The 19,047-nt window shown below is 74.3% G+C and carries 17 protein-coding genes and 1 pseudogene; 2 read left to right on the plus strand and 16 right to left on the minus strand.

Annotated elements, in window-relative coordinates; genetic code table 11:
- The 12 genes and pseudogenes from ACI6PP_RS19705 to ACI6PP_RS19760 form a co-directional block, all read right to left on the minus strand.
- Positions 1-736 (minus strand): annotated as a pseudogene (locus ACI6PP_RS19705) (preprotein translocase subunit SecA); the annotation flags it as partial.
- Between the two features lie 84 nt (positions 737-820).
- A complete protein-coding gene (locus ACI6PP_RS19710) occupies positions 821-2,065 on the minus strand; it encodes a winged helix-turn-helix domain-containing protein (RefSeq protein WP_421113347.1) in 1,245 nt (414 codons plus the stop codon).
- A 13-nt stretch (positions 2,066-2,078) separates the two neighbouring features.
- A complete protein-coding gene (locus tag ACI6PP_RS19715; RefSeq protein WP_421113349.1) occupies positions 2,079-2,762 on the minus strand; it encodes a response regulator in 684 nt (227 codons plus the stop codon).
- A gap of 71 nt (positions 2,763-2,833) precedes the next feature.
- Positions 2,834-3,523 carry a ribosome hibernation-promoting factor, HPF/YfiA family gene (hpf, locus tag ACI6PP_RS19720; RefSeq protein ID WP_421113350.1) on the minus strand — a complete coding sequence of 230 codons (690 nt, stop codon included), beginning with the start codon at positions 3,521-3,523 and terminating at the stop codon, positions 2,834-2,836.
- Positions 3,524-3,636: 113 nt separating this feature from the next.
- Entirely contained in the window at positions 3,637-4,287 is a 651-nt protein-coding gene (locus tag ACI6PP_RS19725) for a ComF family protein (RefSeq protein WP_421113352.1), read from the minus strand.
- 67 nt (positions 4,288-4,354) lie between these two features.
- On the minus strand, positions 4,355-6,106 hold the full coding sequence (locus ACI6PP_RS19730; protein ID WP_421113353.1) for an LpqB family beta-propeller domain-containing protein: 1,752 nt from the start codon (positions 6,104-6,106) through the stop codon (positions 4,355-4,357).
- Entirely contained in the window at positions 6,103-7,707 is a 1,605-nt protein-coding gene (mtrB, locus tag ACI6PP_RS19735; protein ID WP_421113354.1) for an MtrAB system histidine kinase MtrB, read from the minus strand. Before mtrB ends, ACI6PP_RS19730 begins: the two co-directional genes overlap by 4 nt.
- Positions 7,708-7,723: 16 nt before the next feature.
- The gene (gene mtrA / locus ACI6PP_RS19740; protein ID WP_421113356.1) at positions 7,724-8,413 is read right to left on the minus strand and encodes an MtrAB system response regulator MtrA; all 690 of its coding nucleotides are present in this window, start codon (positions 8,411-8,413) and stop codon (positions 7,724-7,726) included.
- A gap of 42 nt (positions 8,414-8,455) precedes the next feature.
- Complete coding sequence (gene ahcY, locus ACI6PP_RS19745) at positions 8,456-9,883, minus strand: adenosylhomocysteinase (RefSeq protein WP_421113357.1); 1,428 nt, start codon at positions 9,881-9,883, stop codon at positions 8,456-8,458.
- 75 nt (positions 9,884-9,958) lie between these two features.
- Positions 9,959-10,984 carry an SIS domain-containing protein gene (locus tag ACI6PP_RS19750; RefSeq protein WP_421113358.1) on the minus strand — a complete coding sequence of 342 codons (1,026 nt, stop codon included), beginning with the start codon at positions 10,982-10,984 and terminating at the stop codon, positions 9,959-9,961.
- A gap of 4 nt (positions 10,985-10,988) precedes the next feature.
- A complete protein-coding gene (locus ACI6PP_RS19755; RefSeq protein WP_421113359.1) occupies positions 10,989-11,177 on the minus strand; it encodes a Trm112 family protein in 189 nt (62 codons plus the stop codon).
- Positions 11,174-11,536: a DUF3499 domain-containing protein gene (locus ACI6PP_RS19760; protein WP_421113360.1), complete on the minus strand. Its 363-nt coding sequence runs from the start codon at positions 11,534-11,536 to the stop codon at positions 11,174-11,176. Before ACI6PP_RS19760 ends, ACI6PP_RS19755 begins: the two co-directional genes overlap by 4 nt.
- A 49-nt stretch (positions 11,537-11,585) precedes the next feature.
- Between ACI6PP_RS19760 and ACI6PP_RS19765 the strand changes: the two genes are divergently transcribed.
- Complete coding sequence (locus ACI6PP_RS19765) at positions 11,586-12,044, plus strand: metallopeptidase family protein (protein WP_421113361.1); 459 nt, start codon at positions 11,586-11,588, stop codon at positions 12,042-12,044.
- Positions 12,045-12,399: 355 nt separating this feature from the next.
- On the opposite strand, the gene ACI6PP_RS19770 is transcribed toward ACI6PP_RS19765, so the two are convergent.
- The 4 genes from ACI6PP_RS19770 to ACI6PP_RS19785 form a co-directional block, all read right to left on the minus strand.
- Entirely contained in the window at positions 12,400-13,917 is a 1,518-nt protein-coding gene (locus tag ACI6PP_RS19770) for a DUF5719 family protein (RefSeq protein WP_421113362.1), read from the minus strand.
- On the minus strand, positions 13,914-16,739 hold the full coding sequence (locus ACI6PP_RS19775) for a glycosyltransferase (RefSeq protein ID WP_421113363.1): 2,826 nt from the start codon (positions 16,737-16,739) through the stop codon (positions 13,914-13,916). Before ACI6PP_RS19775 ends, ACI6PP_RS19770 begins: the two co-directional genes overlap by 4 nt.
- A gap of 188 nt (positions 16,740-16,927) precedes the next feature.
- Positions 16,928-17,143: a WhiB family transcriptional regulator gene (locus tag ACI6PP_RS19780; protein WP_421113367.1), complete on the minus strand. Its 216-nt coding sequence runs from the start codon at positions 17,141-17,143 to the stop codon at positions 16,928-16,930.
- Positions 17,144-17,359: 216 nt separating this feature from the next.
- Positions 17,360-18,661 carry a hypothetical protein gene (locus ACI6PP_RS19785; protein WP_421113364.1) on the minus strand — a complete coding sequence of 434 codons (1,302 nt, stop codon included), beginning with the start codon at positions 18,659-18,661 and terminating at the stop codon, positions 17,360-17,362.
- A 98-nt stretch (positions 18,662-18,759) separates the two neighbouring features.
- Here ACI6PP_RS19785 and ACI6PP_RS19790 point away from each other — a divergent pair.
- Positions 18,760-19,047 (plus strand): 2-phospho-L-lactate transferase CofD family protein (locus ACI6PP_RS19790; RefSeq protein WP_421113365.1); only part of this gene is annotated, 288 nt, incomplete at its 3' end.

Consider the following 19,047-nt stretch of genomic DNA (forward strand, 5'->3'; position numbering starts at 1 on the left):
TCTCGTCGACCTCGTAGTGGACGTCGCGCTCCATCGGCTTGACCAGCCCGGAGAACACGCCGTACCACTTGACCTCGTCCTGCGTGGGTCCCGAGATGATCAGCGGCGTGCGGGCCTCGTCGATGAGGATCGAGTCGACCTCGTCGACGACGGCGAAGAAGTGGCCGCGCTGCACGCAGTCGGCGAGGTCGTCGGCCATGTTGTCGCGCAGGTAGTCGAAGCCGAACTCGTTGTTGGTGCCGTAGGTGATGTCGGCGGCGTAGGACTCGCGGCGCTCGGCCGGGGTCATGCTCGGCAGGATCATGCCGACGCTCAGCCCGAGGTACTGGTAGACCCGGCCCATCCACTCGGCGTGGTAGCGCGCGAGGTAGTCGTTGACCGTGACGACGTGCACGCCCTTGGCGGCGATCGCGTTGAGGTAGCACGGGAGGGTCGCGACGAGGGTCTTGCCCTCACCGGTCTTCATCTCGGCGATGTTGCCGAGGTGCAGCGCCGCACCGCCCATGATCTGGACGTCGAAGTGCCGCTGGCCGAGCACGCGGGACGCGGCCTCGCGCACCGTGGCGAACGCCTCGGGCATCAGGTCGTCCAGGCTCTCGCCGGCCTCGAGGCGGTCGCGGAACTCCTGGGTCATGCCCTGGAGCTCCTCGTCGCCCATGGCCTTGTACTCGTCCTCGAGAGCGTTGACCTGCTTCGCGATGGCCTCGAGCTGGCGGAGGATCTTGCCCTCGCCCATGCGGAGGATCTTGTCGATCAGCTTCGGCACGAGTACTGACTCCCGGGTCGTGGTTCCCACAGGTCCCCCGTGGGCGGTGGCTCCTCAGTCCTGAGTGCCACCCTCCATCGTAGGCGACCGCCGGGACTCCGCGTGGAGCGCCGCCGCCAGGTCGCCGCGCGGCTCGACGACCACGTCGTCGAGGTCGAGCCAGCGGGCCACGTCGGCCAGCTCGGCGGCGAGCTCGCGGGCCGTCGCCGCGGGCGCGTGGGGCTCGGCGAACGCCCCCTGGACGCGCAGCACCCGGGCCGCTCGATCGGCCTTGAGGTCGACGCGGGCGACCAGGGCGTCGTCGAGCAGGAACGGCAGCACGTAGTAGCCGTGCACCCGCTTGTGGGCGGGCACGTAGATCTCGATCCGGTAGTGGAACCCGAACAGGTCGTGGGTGCGCCCGCGCTCGAAGACGAGCGGGTCGAAGGGGCTGAGCAGCGCCCGCCCCCGCACCTGGCGGGGCACCCGCGCCTCGGGGTGCAGGTACGCCGGGCGCGTCCAGCCCTTGACGGTGACCGGCAGCAGCTCGCCGGCGTCGACGAGCTCGGCGACCGCGGTGGCCGCGAGCGCGGGGTCGAGACGGAAGTAGTCGCGCAGCCCGATCCCGGTGGCGACGCCGTGCGCGCGCGACGCGAACCGCACCAGCCGGCGGTGCGCCTCGGCCTCGTCCGGCTCGGGCGCGGCGAGCACGGCCGCCGGCAGCACGCGCTCGGGGAGGTCGTAGAGACGCTCGAACGCGGAGTTGCGACGCGCCGCGGTCACCTCCCCCTTGTAGAACAGGTACTCCACGGCGCCCTTGACCACCGACCAGTTCCAGCCCCAGTGGTCCGAGCGCCGCGCACCGGTGCCGTCGGGCGCCCGGGCCGACAGCTCGCGCGCCGACAGCGGACCCCGGGCGGCGATCTCGTCGACGACCCAGTCGAGCAGGCCGGGGTGCTCGCTCGCGGCCTTCTCCATCGAGCCCCACATCCGCGCGCCCGAGCGCATCCGGAACCGCAGGTCGGGCTGCAGCCGGACGTCGACGAGCGCGGCCTCGTGCGCCCAGTACTCGAAGAGCCGGCGCGGGGCGCGGCCGGCGGCCCGGTGCAGCAGATCGCGGTCGTAGGGACCGAGGCGGCTGAACAGCGGGACATAGTGCGCGCGGGCCAGCACGTTGACCGAGTCGATCTGGAACAGGCCGAGGCGCTCGATCACCTGGTTGACGTGCGACGAGCGCACGACGGCGGGTCGGCGGCGGCCGAAGCCCTGCGCGGCGAGCGCGACCCGTCGCGCCTGGAGCGCGGTGAGCGTCTGCGTCACTGCACGGGGGACGTCACGGGACGTCGAGCAGCTTCGTCCGCACGGCGTACATGACCGCTTCCATCCGCGAGTGCATCTGCAGCTTCTCGAGGATGTTGCGCACGTGGTTCTTGACGGTGTTCTCGGAGATGAACAGGGTCTTGGCGACCTCCTTGTTGTTCAGCCCCTTGGCGACGTGGCGCAGGACCTCCAGCTCGCGGTCGGTGAGCCGCGTGCCGAGCGCCTGCGTGGGGTCGGGCTTGGCCATCTGCTTGAACTCGTCGAGCAGCTTGGTGGCCATCGCCGGGCTGATCAGGGACTGGCCGGTCGAGACCAGGCGGATGGCCTCGGCGACCTGGTCGATCGAGCTGTCCTTCAGCAGGTAGCCCGACGCGCCGTTCTTGACCGACTCGTAGAGGTCGGACTCCTCGTCGCTCGAGGTGAGCATGATGATCAGCGTGGACGGCGACAGCTGCTTGATCGCCGCGCACGTCTCCAGGCCGGACATGCCCGGCATCCGGACGTCGAGCAGCACGACGTCGGGCGCCGTGGCGGCGACGGCCGCCAGCGCGCTGCGCCCGTCGGCGGCGTCCTCGACGTCGAGGTCGTCCTCACCGGACAGCACCAGGACGAGACCCCGCCTGAAGAGCTCCTGGTCGTCGACCAACAGCACCCTGACGCGGTCGACGGCGCCCACCTCACCCGGATCTGCGGCCATGGGGGTCATTGTTCCACTAGTTCGGCGTGTCCAAGCGCGACTGGCGCACCTGGACACGCCGAAGCAAGGGATCAGGCCTCTGCGGGCGCCTGTGTCTGGTCCAGATGGATGACGCCGTAGTCGTATCCCTGACGCCGGTAGACGACGCTCGGGCACCCGGAGGACGCGTCGATGAACAGGTAGAAGTCGTGCCCGACCATCTCCATCTCGTACAGCGCCTGGTCGAGCGTCATGGGTGCGGCCTGGTGCGTCTTCTCGCGGACGACCAGCGGGCCGTCGCCCAGCACCTCGACCCCGCCCTCGAGCCGGACCGGCTCGGGTCCGTCGGCGAGGGCGGTGGCGGTGCCGTTGACCTGGCCCTGCTCGGCGCGCAGCGCGCCCAGGAGGCTCTCGACGCGCGAGCCGCCGGAGACGGCCTCGGCCACCGAGACCGGGGTGTGCCGTCCGTGGTGGATGCGGCGACGGTCGACGGCGCGTCGCAGGCGGGCCTCGAGCTTGTCGGTCGCGCACTCCAGCGCGCCGATCTTGTCGGCGTGGGAGGCCTCGGCCCGGATCACCGGACCCCGGGAGCGGACGGTCAGCTCGACGCGACAGGCGCGGTCGTGCTGGCGGGGGTTGCGTTCGTGCGTGACCTCGACGTCGACGCCGATGATCTTGTTCCGGGCGTCGTACTTGTCCGCGAGCCTGCCGAGCTTGTCGTGCACGTGGTCCCGGAACTCGTCCGTGACCTCACAGTGCCTGGCCTTGACCACGATCTCCACGCGACCTCCTCGGGTTCCCGCCGACACGTCGGCCGGCGGCGACGAATGCTTCACATGGGGTAGACCGTAGCCGTGCGGTGGGCACAAGACCAGACTCGCGCGCACTATGGTCGTCAGTGTCCGGAACGGGTCGCGGCGACCACCGCGACGGCTGTCGCGCGGCTCCCACCGGCCCCCAGGCAGGCCACCGCGGACGCCGCGCTGGCGCCGGTGGTGAGGACGTCGTCCACCACCACGACGGCACGTCCGGGCGGCAGCCGGCGGCGTCGGACCAGCGCGCGGTCGAGGTTCCGCAACCGCTCGGCGCGCCCCAGCCCCGCCTGGTCTCGCACGCCCCGTCGCTGGGCCAGCACCGGCGCGGCGCGGGCGTCCACCCCGACGCCGCGCAGCAGCACCGCGGCGCGACGGGCCAGGTCGGCGAGGGCGTCGTGGCCGCGCTCGCGCACGGCCGCGCGCCGTGAGGGCACCGGCACCAGCACCAGGGCCTCGTCCCCGCCGCACGCCTGCACGACCGACGCCGCGAGGCAGCGGGCCAGCGGGTCGCGCAGTGCCAGCACGCCGTGCTCCTTGAAGCCGACCACCGCCTCGCGCAGGACGCCGGCGTAGTCGCCCGCGGCCGTCACGACGGGCGGGCCGTCGCCCACCGTCCGTGGCCGCGGCACCAGGTCGTCGGCGCAGGTGGCGCACAGCACGGGCCCCGGGGCGTCGCACCCGACGCAGGCGGTGCCGAGGATGAGGTCGCTCGCGGCGTGCAGCAGGCGCATCGGCCCAGCCTGCCGTCCCGGGCGCGGCTCCGGTGCGGGCGGCGACGCCGGCTGTGGACGACGGGGCTCAGCCGGGGTAGCTGGGCAGGAGGAGCGGGCCACCCGCCACCCGCTGCCAGCGTCCTGAGGAGTCGCGGAGCCAGAGCCGCCGGTCACGGTCGCCGATGTAGACCGGGGTGTCCTCGAACCCCGAGGCCAGCACGCGGTCGGCGCCGACGTCGCCGAGCAGCGAGTCGCCGGTGAGCGACCCGCCGGTGACGCTCGACCCGTCGACCCGGGCGACGTACGACTGCGGCGCCACCGAGCCGGCCGTCGCGAGTGCCACCACGCTGGTCGCGGAGCGCCACGCCACCGAGCGCACGGCGCCGAGGCCGGCGGACGCGAGTGGCAGCGGCCGTACGTCGGCCAGGCCCGTCGGTGCACCGGAGTCGTCGCTGACCACCGAGCCGACGTACACCTGCTGGGCGCCGGCACCGGACCGGGCGATCATCACCACGCGGGAGTTGTCGGGCGACAGCTCGAAGCCCTCCAGGCGGGTACGGGCCAGCGCGCCGAGGTCGATCCGTCGCACCGCTCCCCCGTCGACGACGCTCAGGCGGCTGCCGCGGGCGACCCGGTCGGCCACCCAGAGCCGCTCGCCGGCGTCCCAGACCGGCTTGAGCACGTCGGCGCCCAGGTAGGCCGCGGGCCCGTCGAGGTCGGGCGTGGAGGTCAGGTCGGCCACGACGACGCGCTCGCGTCCCTGCGGCACCACCGCGATCCGGCGCAGACGCGGGTCGACGCGGAAGTCCACGATGCCCGCGGTGCCGCCGGCGAGGGCGCCGGCGAGCTCGGCGGTCGACGAGCCGCTGACGACGACGAGGGCGTCGTCCTGGAGCGCGAGCACCTGCCCCGCGGCACGTCCGCCCGGCGGGTCGAGCTCGGACCAGGCCGTCAGCGGCTGGACGCGGTCGGTGCCCTGGACCTCCAGCGCGGCCCCACCGACGTCGATGCGCACGCCGCGGACACCGGGCACCTGGCCGAGCGTGCGGACGAGCTGGGCCGACAGCAGCTCGCGCTGACGGGTGTCGATCGCGCCCGGGTCGCCGCTCAGGTCGACCTCGGTGACGCCGTCGCCGCGCACGGGCACCGACCCGACGAGGCGGGTGTTCTCGGGCAGGGCCGTCCGTGCGCTGCCCCCGAGGAGCCCGGCCGGGCCGCGCAGCAGCCGCGTGACGAGGGACGTCGACAGGGTCTCGCCGGCGGGCAGGAACACGGGGTCCTCGACCAGGCGGCTGCGCGAGGCGTCCAGGAAGAACAGCGAGACGGGCTGGTAGGTCGACTCGAAGAACCGCTGCTCGACCAGCAGGCCGTCGGGAGGGTTGGCGATGCGCCACTGCCCGTCGACGCGCACCAGGCGCCAGATGGACTCGCGCGTCACGCCGCCCTTGCCGGCGTAGCGTCCGCGGGCGTCGAGCGTCGCGTCGACCGACAGCGACAGCGTGGCCGTGGCCTCGTCGGTGCCCACCTCCGCGGTGGCCCGCGGACCGCGGTAGACCGTCGTCCCGGCGTCGGGACGCCAGGTGCGTGCCGCGTCGGGCGACAGGTACTCGGTGGCGACGTCGACGCTGACGGGGAACGCCAGCATCGCGTCGAGGTAGCCGTAGACGACGTCGGTGGGGCTGGCCCCCGCGGACGGCCCGGGCGGCTCGTACCGCACCGAGGGCCCGGTGTCGACGACCCCGTCGTCGATGGTGTGGACGACGCCCGACTCGGGGATGCTGACGCATCCGGCGGTGGCCAGGACGAGCACGAGCGCGAGCGCGGCGCGGACCCTCATCGGCGCACCTCGACCTGGGCGTACTGGACCGGGACGAGCGGCAGCGGCGAGCGGACGAGGTCCTCGCCGACGCGGCTCGGCAGCGTCAGGCGGAACTGGGCGCCACGTCCCGGCTCGCCCCAGGCCTGGAGCCAGCCGCCGTGGAGCACGGCGTCCTCCTGCGAGATCGCCAGGCCGAGGCCGGTGCCGCCGCGGGTGCGCTCGCGCGCCGGGTCGGCGCGCCAGAAGCGGTTGAACACCAGCTGCGACTGGCCGGGCTCGAGCCCGACGCCGTGGTCGCGGACGGCGAGCGCGACGGCGTCGTCGGAGTGGCCGACGAGCAGCTCGACCCGCTCCGAGCCGGAGTAGTGGATGGCGTTGACCACCAGGTTGCGCACGATGCGCTGGACGCGGCGGACGTCGACCTCCGCGGTCGCGGGGCCGTCGCGGTTGACGACGGTCAACGTGACGCCGTGGCGCTCGGCGAGCGTCCCGTAGTACTCCACGACGCGGTGGGCGAGATCCACCAGGTCGGCCTGCTCGACCTCCAGGCGCGCGGCGCCGGCGTCGAAGCGGCTGATCTCGAGCAGGTCGGCGAGCAGGGCCTCGAACCGGTCGAGCTCGTTCTGCAGCAGCTCGGCCGAGCGTGCCGTCAACGGGTCGAAGCCCTCGCGGGCGTCGAACAGCACGTCGGCGGCCATCCGCACGGTGGTGAGCGGGGTGCGCAGCTCGTGCGACACGTCCGAGACGAAGCGGTGCTGGACGCGCGACAGCTCCTCGAGCTGGCGGATCTGCTTCTGCAGGCTGGTGGCCATCTGGTTGAACGACTCGCCGAGTCGCGCGAGGTCGTCCTCGCCGCGCACGTGGATGCGTTCCTCCAGGCGCCCGGCGGCGAGCCGCTCGGCGATGCGGCGCGCCAGGCGCACGGGCGTCACGACCTGACGGGTGACCAGGAACGCGATGCCACCGACGAGCACCACGAGCGCGAGCCCCGCGTAGAGCAGGGCGCGGGTGACGAGGTCGAGCGTGCGCTGCTGGTCCGACATCGAGAACAGGTAGTACAGCGTGTAGGCCTGGTCGGTGCTCGGCAGCTGCACCTGGCGGCCCACCACCACGGCCGGCTCGGAGCTGCCGCTGCCGAGGAGGTCGAGGCTGGTGTACGTCCAGCGGATCCCGGGCGACTCGGCGACCTCACGCGTGAGGCGGTCGGGGATGCTGGACGGCTCGACCTCGGCCGAGGCCCGGACCCCCGCCTCGGGCGAGGCGGTGCCGTCGGCCTGCAGCGGCCCCTCGAGCACCACCTCGTACGACCGCGGCGAGCCGCTGCGCGAGGTCAGGCTGTTCACCAGCTGGGTGAGCACCTGCGACTGCCCGTTGGAGTCGCTGACCACGCTCGCGTCCAGCTCCTCCTGCGCGTTGTCGAAGCCGGCGCGGGCCTCGGCGACGGCGACCGTCTGGCGGCCCTCGACGAGCCCGTCGGCCACCTGCTGCAGCAGGGCCCAGCCGACGAGCACGATCACGAGCGCGCTGAGCAGGACCGTGGAGAGCACCACCCGCGCCTGCAGCGAGCGGCGCCACAGCCCGAGCAGCGCCGCGGGAAGCCGCAGCACCGAGCGCAGCACCGACCTCACCTGTGCCTCAGGACGCCGAGGCGCCGGCCTTGTAGCCCACGCCGCGCACGGTCAGGACGATGCGCGGGTTCTCGGGGTCGTGCTCGATCTTGGAGCGCAGGCGCTGCACGTGGACGTTGACCAGCCGGGTGTCGGCCGCGTGCCGGTAGCCCCAGACCTGCTCGAGCAGGACCTCGCGGGTGTAGACCTGCCAGGGCTTGCGGGCCAGGCAGAGCAGGAGGTCGAACTCGAGCGGGGTGAGCGACAACGGCACGCCGTCACGGGTGACGCTGTGCCCCGCCACGTCGATCTCGACGTCGCCGATCGCCAGCACCTCGGGCGCCTCGTCCTCGGTGCGACGGACGCGGGCCCGGATGCGGGCGATCAGCTCCTTGGGCTTGAACGGCTTGACGACGTAGTCGTCGGCGCCGGACTCCAGGCCCAGGACGACGTCGAGGGTGTCGCTGCGTGCCGTGAGCATGACGATCGGCACGCCGGACTCGGCACGGATCTGCTTGCAGACGTCGATGCCGTCGATGCCGGGCAGCATCAGGTCGAGCAGGACCACGTCCGGCCGGAACGACCGGAACGCGGCCACCGCGTCGGTGCCGTTGGTGCACACCGACGTCTCGAAACCCTCGGTGCCGAGGACGATGGTGAGCATCTCGGCGAGGGAGCGGTCGTCGTCCACCACCAGGACGCGACCACTACCGCTCACCGGGACGTCTCCATGTCGACGAGCCTAGCGCCGTGCCAGAACTCAGTAGCGGTACGCGTCGGACTTGTACGGTCCGGCGACGTCGACGCCCAGGTACTCGGCCTGCTGCTTGCTCAGCTCGGTGAGCTCGACGCCGAGCGCCGACAGGTGCAGGCGCGCGACCTCCTCGTCGAGGTGCTTGGGGAGCACGTGGACGCCCAGGGGGTACTCGTCGGCCTTGGTGAACAGCTCGACCTGCGCGAGGACCTGGTTGGTGAAGGAGTTCGACATCACGAACGAGGGGTGGCCCGTCGCGTTGCCGAGGTTGAGCAGACGGCCCTCCGACAGCACGATGACCTTCTTGCCGTCCGAGAACTCCCAGACGTCGACCTGCGGCTTGATCGTCGTGCGCGTGACGCCGGCGAAGCGCTCGAGGCCGGCCATGTCGATCTCGTTGTCGAAGTGACCGATGTTGCCCAGGATCGCCTGGTGCTTCATGTTGCCGATCTGCTCGGCGCTGACGACGTCCTTGTTGCCCGTCGCGGTGATGATGATGTCGGCCTCGGAGACGACCGAGTCGAGCGTGGCGACCTGGTACCCGTCCATCGCGGCCTGGAGCGCGCAGATGGGGTCGATCTCGGTGACGATGACGCGGGCGCCCTGGCCGCGCAGCGCGTCGGCGCAGCCCTTGCCGACGTCGCCGTAGCCGCAGACCACGGCGACCTTGCCGCCGATGAGGACGTCGGTGGCGCGGTTGATGCCGTCGATGAGCGAGTGGCGGCAGCCGTACTTGTTGTCGAACTTGGACTTGGTGACCGAGTCGTTGACGTTGATCGCCGGGAACAGCAGCGTGTTGTCGCGCATGCGGTCGTAGAGGCGGAGCACGCCGGTGGTGGTCTCCTCGCTGACGCCCTTGATGGCGGCGGCGATGGTGGTCCAACGCTGGGGGTCCTCGGTCAGGGACCGGCCCAGGACCTTGAGGACCTCCTTGAGCTCGGCGTTGTCGGTCGAGTCCGGCGGCGGGACGACGCCCGTCTTCTCGTACTCGACGCCGAGGTGCACGAGCATCGTGGCGTCGCCACCGTCGTCGAGGATCATGTTGGCGGGCTCACCGGGCCAGCGCAGGATCTTCTCGGCGCACTCCCAGTACTCGGCCAGGGTCTCGCCCTTCCAGGCGAAGACCGGCACGCCGGCGGGCGCGTCGGCGGTGCCGCCGCGGCCCACGACGACGGCCGCGGCGGCCTCGTCCTGGGTGGAGAAGATGTTGCAGCTGGCCCAGCGGATGTCGGCACCGAGGTCGACGAGCGTCTCGATGAGCACCGCGGTCTGCACGGTCATGTGGAGCGACCCGGCGATGCGGGCGCCCTTCAGCGGCGCGGCGTCGCGGTAGCGATCGCGCATCGCCATCAGGCCCGGCATCTCGTGCTCGGCGAGCTCGATCTGGGCGCGGCCGGCGGGGGCGAGTGAGAGGTCAGCAACCTTGAAGTCCATGGGCACGAGGATAACGGTGGCCGACTACACCCTCGGCCCGCTCGCGTAGAACCGGGGTCCACATTGTGGTCTGGGTCACATGCTGCTGGACGGTCCCTGCAGGCCGACGCCGAGGTACACCGCGGCGTACGTGCCGCGCGTCAGCAGGCTCGCGTACCTGGCCATCTCCGAGCCGTGGTCGGCGGTGAGCACCTCGACCCGCACCCCGCCCCGCTCGGCGGCCGCGCGCAGGGAGCCCAGCTGGGCCCGGACGTCGGCGTCGTCGGTGCCGTCGTCGACCACGACCAGGACGGGACGCGCGAGGTCGGGTCCGTCCTCGAAGGGGTCGGCGAACAGGTCGCGGGGCGCGGCGCCGTCGAGCACCGGCAGCAGGTGGTCGGCACCGTCGGCGACCGCGGCACGTCCGGTGGCCGCCCGCACCGACTCGGCCACGCGGCGAGCCACCCGCGCGGCGAGCACCGAGCCGCCCCAGAGCAGCGGCACGTCGTCGCCGATGCCGAGGGCGATCTCCTTGGCGGGGTTCTGCGACAGGTCGAGGAACGGCGACGACGCGGACGCGACGGCGTCCAGGGCGTCGGCGACCCCGTCGGCGTCGACCTCGGGGCCGAGGCCGAGCCGTCGGACGGCACGCAGCACCGCGACCGTGGCGGGCAGGGCGTCGCCGGTGGTCACCGGCAGGACGGTGGTGTCGCGTCCCGCCGCGAGGTCGGCCAGCTCGGAGTGCTCGTCGCAGGCCACCAGCAGCGTGCAGCCGCGGCGGATCGCCTCGGAGACGGCGCCGGTGACGCCCGGGTCGCGCTCGCCGCCGGGCGCGAGCACGACGACGAGGTCCAGCGCGCCGGCCCAGCCGGGCAGCCGCGGCCCGGACCACGCCACGAACGGCACGGGGCACCACGGCTCCAGCACCGCGCGCAGCAGGCGGGCGTCGGGGCCGACGGCCACCACCGCTCGCGGTCGCGTGTCGACGTCGAGCGCCGCGACGGCCGCGGCGGTGGCGTCGACCTCGCGGCGCACGCGGGCACCGGACTCGGCGAGCCGCCGCAGGACGGGGTCGGCCGCGGCCAGCGCGTCGGGGTCGTCGAGGCGGGTGTCGTCGAACACGGCGTCAGGCTCCCGCCGACGGGGCGTCCACGCGCCGCGCCTCGGCGGCCACCATCACGGGCACGCCGTCGCGGACGGGGTAGGCCAGGGCGCACGCGCTGCAGTGCAGCTCGCCGGCGTCGTCGTCGACCGCCGGGCGGGTGCGGCAGCCGGGGCACACCAGGATCTGCAGGAGCAGCGGCGAGAGGGTCATGACGGGTCCCGCAGCACGCGCAGGTGACCCCCGCGGCGGCCCGGGTCACGGCCGGGCTCGGGCTCGGGCGGGGTGGGGCGGCGCGGCGGCGCGGCCGCCTCGCGCACGGCGTCGGCGAGCGCCTCGAGGTCGTCGTGGGTGGGCCCGCTGGCGGACGCGTCGGGGGCCAGGCGCAGCACCTCCCAGCCGACGGGCGCCGACAGCCGCTCGGCGTGCTGCTCGCACAGGTCGTAGCTGTGGGGCTCGGCGTAGACGGCCAGCGGACCCAGCACGGCGGCCTGGTCGGCGTAGTTGTAGGTGAGCGTCCACACGGCCGGTCGGCTGCACGCGGTGCGGGTGCAGCGGCGCGCGGTTCTCACGGTCGCAGGCTAGCCCGGCGGTCCTCGTGGGGGTCGTTAGGCTCACCGCGTGACGTCGTCCCACCCGTCCCCGCAGGGACCGCGCCGCGGACGCATGCGCGAGCGTCGCGGCCGCGGCAAGCGCGGACCCCTGACGCTCGCCGGCCCCCTCGCCCCCGCCGGCACCCCCCTCCCGCTGTCGCGGCGCGAGGAGTTCGACCAGGTCGTGCTCGACGCCGTCGACCGCCTGCGCCCGCGGTGGGAGTCCCACCTCGCGTCGCTCGAGATCGCCGTCGAGGACGCCCCCGACGTCGGCCCCGGATGGACCGGCTCGGAGGTGCAGATGGTCATCGTCGTCCCCGCCGACCCGGGCGGCGTCTCCCGCGTCGTCGTCTACCGGATGCCGATCGTCACCCGCGCCCCCTCCGGCGACCCCCTCGCCGACCTCGTCCTCTCCGAGCTCGTCGAGGAGCTCGCCGTCCTCTGGCACGAGGACCCCGACGACGTCGACCCCCGCGGCGACCTCTAGCCCCCTCCCCCTCCCCCGGTGCGCCGAGTGGCGCAAATCCGGGCCGACACGCCGACCGGCGGCCCGGATTTGCGCCACTCGTGCGCACGTTTGCGCCACTCGGCGGCCCGGATGCCGAGCGGCGCACGTTCGTCGGTCACCGGGAGGTGGAGCGACCATCGTGCGCCGCTCGGCGGACGGTCTGCGCCGCTCGGCGCACGCGGGCCGGTCCTCGACGCTGTTCCGTCCGCGACCACGACCGCGAGTGGCGCAGAACCCGACCCGAGTGGCGCAAAGTCGGGCCCGCCGTCGGCGTGTCGCCCCGGATTTGCGCCACTCGGCGGAGAAGGGGGCGGGAGGAGAAGGGGGCGGGGTGTCAGGGAAGGGGGGAGACGGCGGGGGCGGCGACGACGCCGGGGGCGGAGCGGAGGGGGACGACGCTGACGCCGCCGGAGCCGCGGACGACCGCGGCGGCGTGGACCGGGACGTCGCCGGGGTCGAGGACGAGGGAGACGACGGCACCGGCCTCGCCCTCCAGGGCGCCGGCGGCCGAGGGGTCGAGCGCGACGCTGGCGCCGGCAGGCACCTGCACGCGTCCGCGGGCCACCTCCTCGCCGGCCGCGTCGTACCCGCGCACGGCGACGGTGGAGGCGGGGGCGTCGTCGGCGGCGCTGAGCTGGACGGTCACCGTGGCCGAGCCCGACCCGACGGGGACGGCGACCGGGACCGCGACGGGCGCGCGAGCCTCGGGCGTGGCGGCGGTGTGGACGGCGTCGTCGCCCACGCGGCTCTCGAGCCCGCCCGTGACGGGCTCGGTGGAGGTGAGTGCGACGCCGAACGGGGCGGCGGAGACCGAGCCGGGGAGGTCGATCGAGGCGATCCCGGCAGCGGGCACCTGCAGCTCCTCGGCGCCGCGGGGCGCGTACCGGCCGTCCGGGCCGAGCACCTCGACCTGCACCGTGGCGGTGCGCGGGCCGGGGTTGGCGACGGTCAGCGACCGCGAGTCGGCGCCGCGCAGGCCGCCGGGGACCACCTGGCGGCGTGAGGGTGACGCGGCGGCGGGCACCCAGTCGGTGCCGGGCTGGGCGTCGGCCGAGACGGCCGAGTCGAGCAGGGCGGCGCCCACCGCGCCGCGGCGGGTGACGACCTCGACCGCGACGTCGTCCGTCCCGGCGGCGAGGTCGTCGAGGGCCACCTCGCGGGTGGCGCCCGGGTCGACGACGACGCCCGCGCCGCCGACCGTCTCGATCTCGCCGTCGGCTCCGTGGAGGGAGACGTCGACGACCGCGGGCCCCTCGCCGGGGTTGGCGAGGACGAGCGTGCCGGCACGCTCGGCCGAGGTGCCCGCCCCGACGAACCAGCGGTCGCGGGCCGGGGCCGCGCAGTCGGCGGCGGCCAGTCCGCCGCCGAGCCCCGCGGGCGCGACGGCCGCGGTCAGGCCCACCGCGCCCGGGGCGAGCGAGCCGCGTGCCCCGAGCGCGACGGCCAGGGCGTCCGAGGACGGGACGGTCGTGCTGGTCCAGGCGCCGGGCTCGGCGCCGGTGACCGCGGCGACCTCTCCCCCACCGGGCAGGACGCGGGCGGTGCGGGTGCCGTCGCCCTCGCGGCGCACGCCGACGTCGGCCGACCCGGTGACCAGGCCGACCTGGTCGGGCCGACGCTCGCCCACGCCGGGCACCGGGCAGGTGGTGGACACCGTGGTGACGGCGGTCGGCGACGGTGCCGCGGCGGGCTCGTCGGGCGTGGCACCCCGCAGGGACGACACGCCGAGCAGCAGCGCGGCGACGAGCACGACGACGACGGCCAGGAGCAGCGGGCGGCGGTCGACCGGGGCCGACGCGCGTCGCGGCTCGACGCGGACGCGGCGGCCACCACCGGGGCTGGGGGTGCTCATCGGAGCCTCCGGCGACGTCCGGGCAGGGCGAGGACGACCACCACGAGCACGACGAGCAGGTGCAGCCAGGCGCCGGCGACCGACCACGCCGAGGACGACTCGTCGGGCGTCGCGACGTCGACGTCGGACGCGACGGTCCACACCCGCGAGTCGGGGTCGGGGCTGCCCGACGGCTCGAGGCCGGCGATCGCGTCCAGGCTCGAGACGACGGCCTCGTCGGCCGGCGCCCGGACGTAGACCGCGCCGATGCCCCGCCGCGCGAGTCCGTCGACGACCGTCGGCGAGGGATCGGACACCATCTGCGCGACGAGGGCCTCGGTGGCCTGCTCGCGGTCGGTGTCGAGCGGCACCGACTCCTCGCCGAGCCGGGGCCCGTCGCCGCGGACGACCTCGAAGCCGATGCCGTCGGCGCGGTCGCCCTCGAGCACGAGCGTGGCCTCGCCGGCGGCGGCACGGTCGACGAGGTACGCCGGGACGTCGGTGGCCGAGCCACGGGCGAGCGGGTCGGCGTCACCGCGCACGACCCACCAGCCGGCGGTCAGGACGGGGGCGAGCAGCGCGAGCACGGCGACGACGGGGACGACGCGGTCGAGCGCGGTCGGCTGACGGCGCGAGCGCGACTCGCGCCAGCCGTCGACCGCGAGCGCCGCGGCGAGCGCCAGGGCCCCGGCCCAGACCAGCGCGGGCAGGCCCACCCACGCCGGTGCCGACGTGGCGGTGCCGGGCACGTCGAAGCGGGTTCCCGCTCCGAGCACGGCCACGGCGAGGCCGACGAGCCCGACGGCCCAGGCCGAGAGGACGGCGGTGCGACGGTCGGCGCGCAGGAGGGCGAGCAGACCGGCGAGGACCACGCCGAGCGCGATCCAGGCCGGGGCCGATCCGGGTCCGCCTGCGCGTCCCACCAGCAGGTCGAGCACGGACGGGTCGAGCGACCCGACGCCGGCGTCGACGCGTCCGGCCTCCCACCACCACGTGCCGGGTGCGAGCACGCGCTGCCAGGTCCAGGGCCCGACGGCGGCGAGGGGCACCAGCGCGACGACCGCGAGCAGCTCGAGCCGCCGCCCCGACCACAGGACGCTGGCCGCCACGAGCACCGCCGGCACGCTCAGCCAGAACGCGACCGGGGCGAACGCCGTCGCCAGCGCGATCCAGGCGGCGACGCGCACGGCCCGCTGCCAGCCGGGCTCCTCGAGCAGGGCCAGCACCGCACCGACCACCACGGGCGCGACGACCACCGCGACGAGGGTGCCCAGACGCCCCTGCGCGACGGCCCCGACGGCCACCGCGCCGAGGGCCCAGGTGAGGGCGAACCAGGCCTGCATCCAGGCCGAGACCAGCAGGCGCGTGGCGAGCCGGTGCGCCGTGAGCGCGGCGAGCGGCACGGCGCCGACGACCAGCAGGTCGACCACCAGGCCCGGGTGCCCCCACACCACGGTGGCCGGAGCGGCGAGGGCGAGGACGAACGAGGGGCCGGATCCGCCCAGGAACAGCGACCACCAGTCGCCGGCCGAACCCGGTGACGCCGGTAGCGCGCCGCCCACGAGCGACCCGGACCCCACCAGGCCACGGGCCGCGGCGAGCGAGGCGAGGACGACCACGAGCATCGTGAAGAACCACGGACGACGCGCCCAGACGGGTCGGTCGTCGTCGGGCACCTCGGCGCCGAGCTCGTCCAGGCCACGCGCCTGCACCCGTCGTCCGGGGGTGGACGCGCGGCGTCCGGTGGACTCGACGGGCACCGGACGCACCAGGGCGGTGACGACGTCGACGAGGGAGTCCAGGCCGTGCTGGTAGGGCTGGGCGGGCGAGGGCAGCAGCTCGCGCACGGCCGCGGGCGGGACGGTGGCCGTCGCCGCGCGTCGTCGGCGGGCGGCGAACATCTCGCCCGGTCGGCGGTAGACCGCGAGCATGCCGAGCAGCTCGTCGCGGGCCTCGGTGGGCGCCTTGGCGACCAGCAGCGCCAGCACCCGCAGCAGCGAGCCGAGGAACAGCCGCACCGACTGCCAGGCGAAGCCCGCCGGGCTCGCGTTGGCCAGCAGCGTGAAGAGCGCGGCGCGGCGCTGCTCGCGGGCAGGCGTGCCGGGGAGGCCGTCCTCGCGCAGCGACCGCGACGCGGCCTCCAGGTGGAAGACCACCGCGCGGGGCGCGACGCGGACGCGGAGCCCGGCGCGGCTGACGCGCCAGCCGAAGTCGACGTCGTCGCCGTACCGCGGGAGTGCGGGGTCGAAGCCGCCGAGCGCGTCCCAGGCCTCGCGTCGCACGAGCATGCCGGCGCTGCCCACGGCCAGCACGTCGCGGGGACGGTCGTGCTGCCCCTGGTCGGGCTCACCCCGCTCCAGGCCGGTCTCGCGGTGGCCGGTGCCCGTCAGCGTGACGCCGACCTCGACCAGGCGGCGCAGCGACGGCCACTCGCGGACCTTGGGCCCGACGACCGCGACGTCGTCGGCGCGCGTGGCCTCGTCGAGCAGGCAGGCGAGCGCGTCGGGATCGGGCGCGCAGTCGTCGTGCAGCAGCCAGACCCAGTCGGCCGGCCGCGCGCGGTCGAGCCCGACCTGCACGGCGGCGCCGAAGCCGGAGCCGGCCGGCGCGTTCAGCACCGGGTGCCCGGGCAGCCTGGCGGTGACCAGGTCGGGGCTGCCGTCGGAGGAGCCGACGTCGACCACGACGAGCTCGTCAGGTGCGTGCGACTGCGCGGCGAGCGCGTCCAGGGCCGCGGGGATCCACCGGGCGCCGTCGGACAGCACCAGGACCGCGGTGACCGTGGGAGGGTCGAGTCGCCAGGCGCCGTCCTGCTGGACCTCGTCCTCGAGGACGTCGATCATGCGGCGGCAGCACCTCGTGGCTCGGGGAAGCGGACGGGAGGCCTCGCGAGGCCGTCCGTCAGCCTACCCGGCGTTCTGAGCCCGTTGGTCTGACGTCTGAGCGCGTGACTGGCAAGGCGCGGCGGCGAAGGCGAACCGGTGTTGTTCGTCGAAGCCGGCAGCAACGCCGCCAGGTGCGTGCCCAGGCGTCAGACCGCTCGCTTCTTGAGCTTGCGGCGCTCACGCTCGGACAGCCCGCCCCAGATGCCGAAGCGCTCGTCGTGCTCGAGCGCGTACTCCAGGCAGCTGCCACGGACGTCGCACGTGAGGCACACGCGCTTCGCCTCGCGCGTGGATCCGCCCTTCTCGGGGAAGAACGCCTCCGGATCGGTCTGCGCGCACAAGGCGCGTTCCTGCCAGCTCATCTCTTCGGCGTTGATGTCGATCAGCTCGAGCTCGGCTTCCACGACGATCGCCTCCTGACCCCTGTAGTGACCCCGTCTCGTCCGTATCGGAACGACACGAGTGAAATTACATGCCCGTCAATGCCTCTGCGTCAAGCCGAACAGTGGTATTCACCCAACTCGCCGCGCTGCTCCAATCGTGGTAGGAGCAACGCGGCGAGGGTGGGTGCGGGTGGTTCAGCGGTTGCCGGGGTTCCACCATCCGGAGGGTCCGTCGGTGTCGTCGCCGTCACGCGCGGGTGTGTCGTCGCTCACGTGCTCGCCCTCGGCGGGCGTCTCGGGAGCCGGCTCGTCGGCGCCGATCGCGTCGAACTGGGAGGTGGCGTCGACCGGGTCGGGCTCGGCGGCGGGGGTCGTCTCGGGCGACGTGTAGTCGCTCGAGGTGTACTCCGTCGAGGAGTAGTCCGTCGACGAGTAGTCGGTGCCGCTGCCGTACTCCTGCGACTGCACCGGCTCGCCCCACGACGGCGCGGCGGGCGTCGACGGCTGCTCGGGCTGGCCCCAGCCGCCGTACTCCTGCGACTGCACCGGCTCGCCCCACGAGGGAGCGGCGGCCTGCTGGCCCTGGTCCTGCTGGCCCCACCCGGGCTGCGGCTGGCTGTAGTCCTGCTGGGCGTAGCCCTGCTGGCTGTAGTCCTGCTGCGCGTACCCCTGCTGGCTGTAGTCCTGCTGGCTGTAGTCCTGCTGCCCGTGGTCCTGCGAGGCGGGCTCGCCCCACGACGGCGCGGACGGCTGGGCCTGCTGCTCGGGCTCGTGCTGCTGCTCGGGCTGGCCCCAGCCACCGGTCGCGGCACCGGCCGCACCCCCGGCGGCAGCGCCACCGGCAGCGGCGCCCCAGCCCTGCTGGCCGCCCTGCTGCTGCGGCTGGCCCCAGCCCTGCTGGCCGCCCTGCTGCGGGTGCTGGCCCTGCGGCTGGCCCCAGCCCTGCTGGCCGCCCTGCTGCTGCGGCTGGCCCCACGGGTTGCCCTGGCCGGGCTGGCCGCCCCACTGCTGCTGCGGCGGCGCGATGGCGCGGACCGGCTTGGGCAGGGAGCTGAAGGACGCGAAGGTCACGTAGGCCGCGATGATCGCCAGGGCCCAGTAGCTGAGGATCGAGAAGGTGCCCGCGAGCTTGCCGGCGAACGGCAGGCCGCCGAACTGGCCGAGCTGCTCGGTGGAGTCCGAGGTCAGCGCCGCGATGAAGGTGATCACCCCGAGCAGGAGCATGAGCCCGAGGACGACCAGCGCCGCCAGGCTCAGCGGTCGCGCGAGCTTCGTGGGCTCGCCCAGGTGGGTCACGAGGAGCACCGCGAGCGCCACGATGATCGTCAGCGTCGGGTCGACGAACCGGGCCGCGAGCAGCGTCGAGGTCTCGGCGAAGCCGGCGTCGAGGCCGACGTCCTTGAACAGCAGCGCGAAGGCGAGCACGAGCTGCACGGCCACGAAGGCCAGCAGGACGATGGCGATCGGCTCGCGCAGCTTCTTGGTCTGTGCGGTCACCACGGGAACTCCTCTTGGGGCGATGAAAGACGGGCCCACCCTGCCACACGCGGGGGCCGCCGCACCTTGACACGCGGGGTGCCCAGACAATGGGTCGCATGCGGATCTGCGTGCTGTCCGGTGGCATCGGTGGAGCACGGTTCACCGAGGGGCTGCGCAGCACCCTCGGGCCGGACGACTCCATCACCGTGGTGGCCAACACCGCCGACGACATCTGGCTGTTCGGCCTCAAGATCTGTCCCGACCTCGACACGGTCATGTACACGCTCGGTGGCGGCATCGACGTCGAGCGCCGCTGGGGCCGCACCGACGAGACCTGGAACGCCAAGGCCGAGCTGCAGGCGTACGGCGTGCAGCCCGACTGGTTCGGGCTCGGCGACCGCGAC

The sequence above is a fragment of the Solicola agrisoli genome, assembly GCF_049059935.1.
Classification (GTDB): Bacteria; Actinomycetota; Actinomycetes; order Propionibacteriales; family Nocardioidaceae; genus JAURVT01.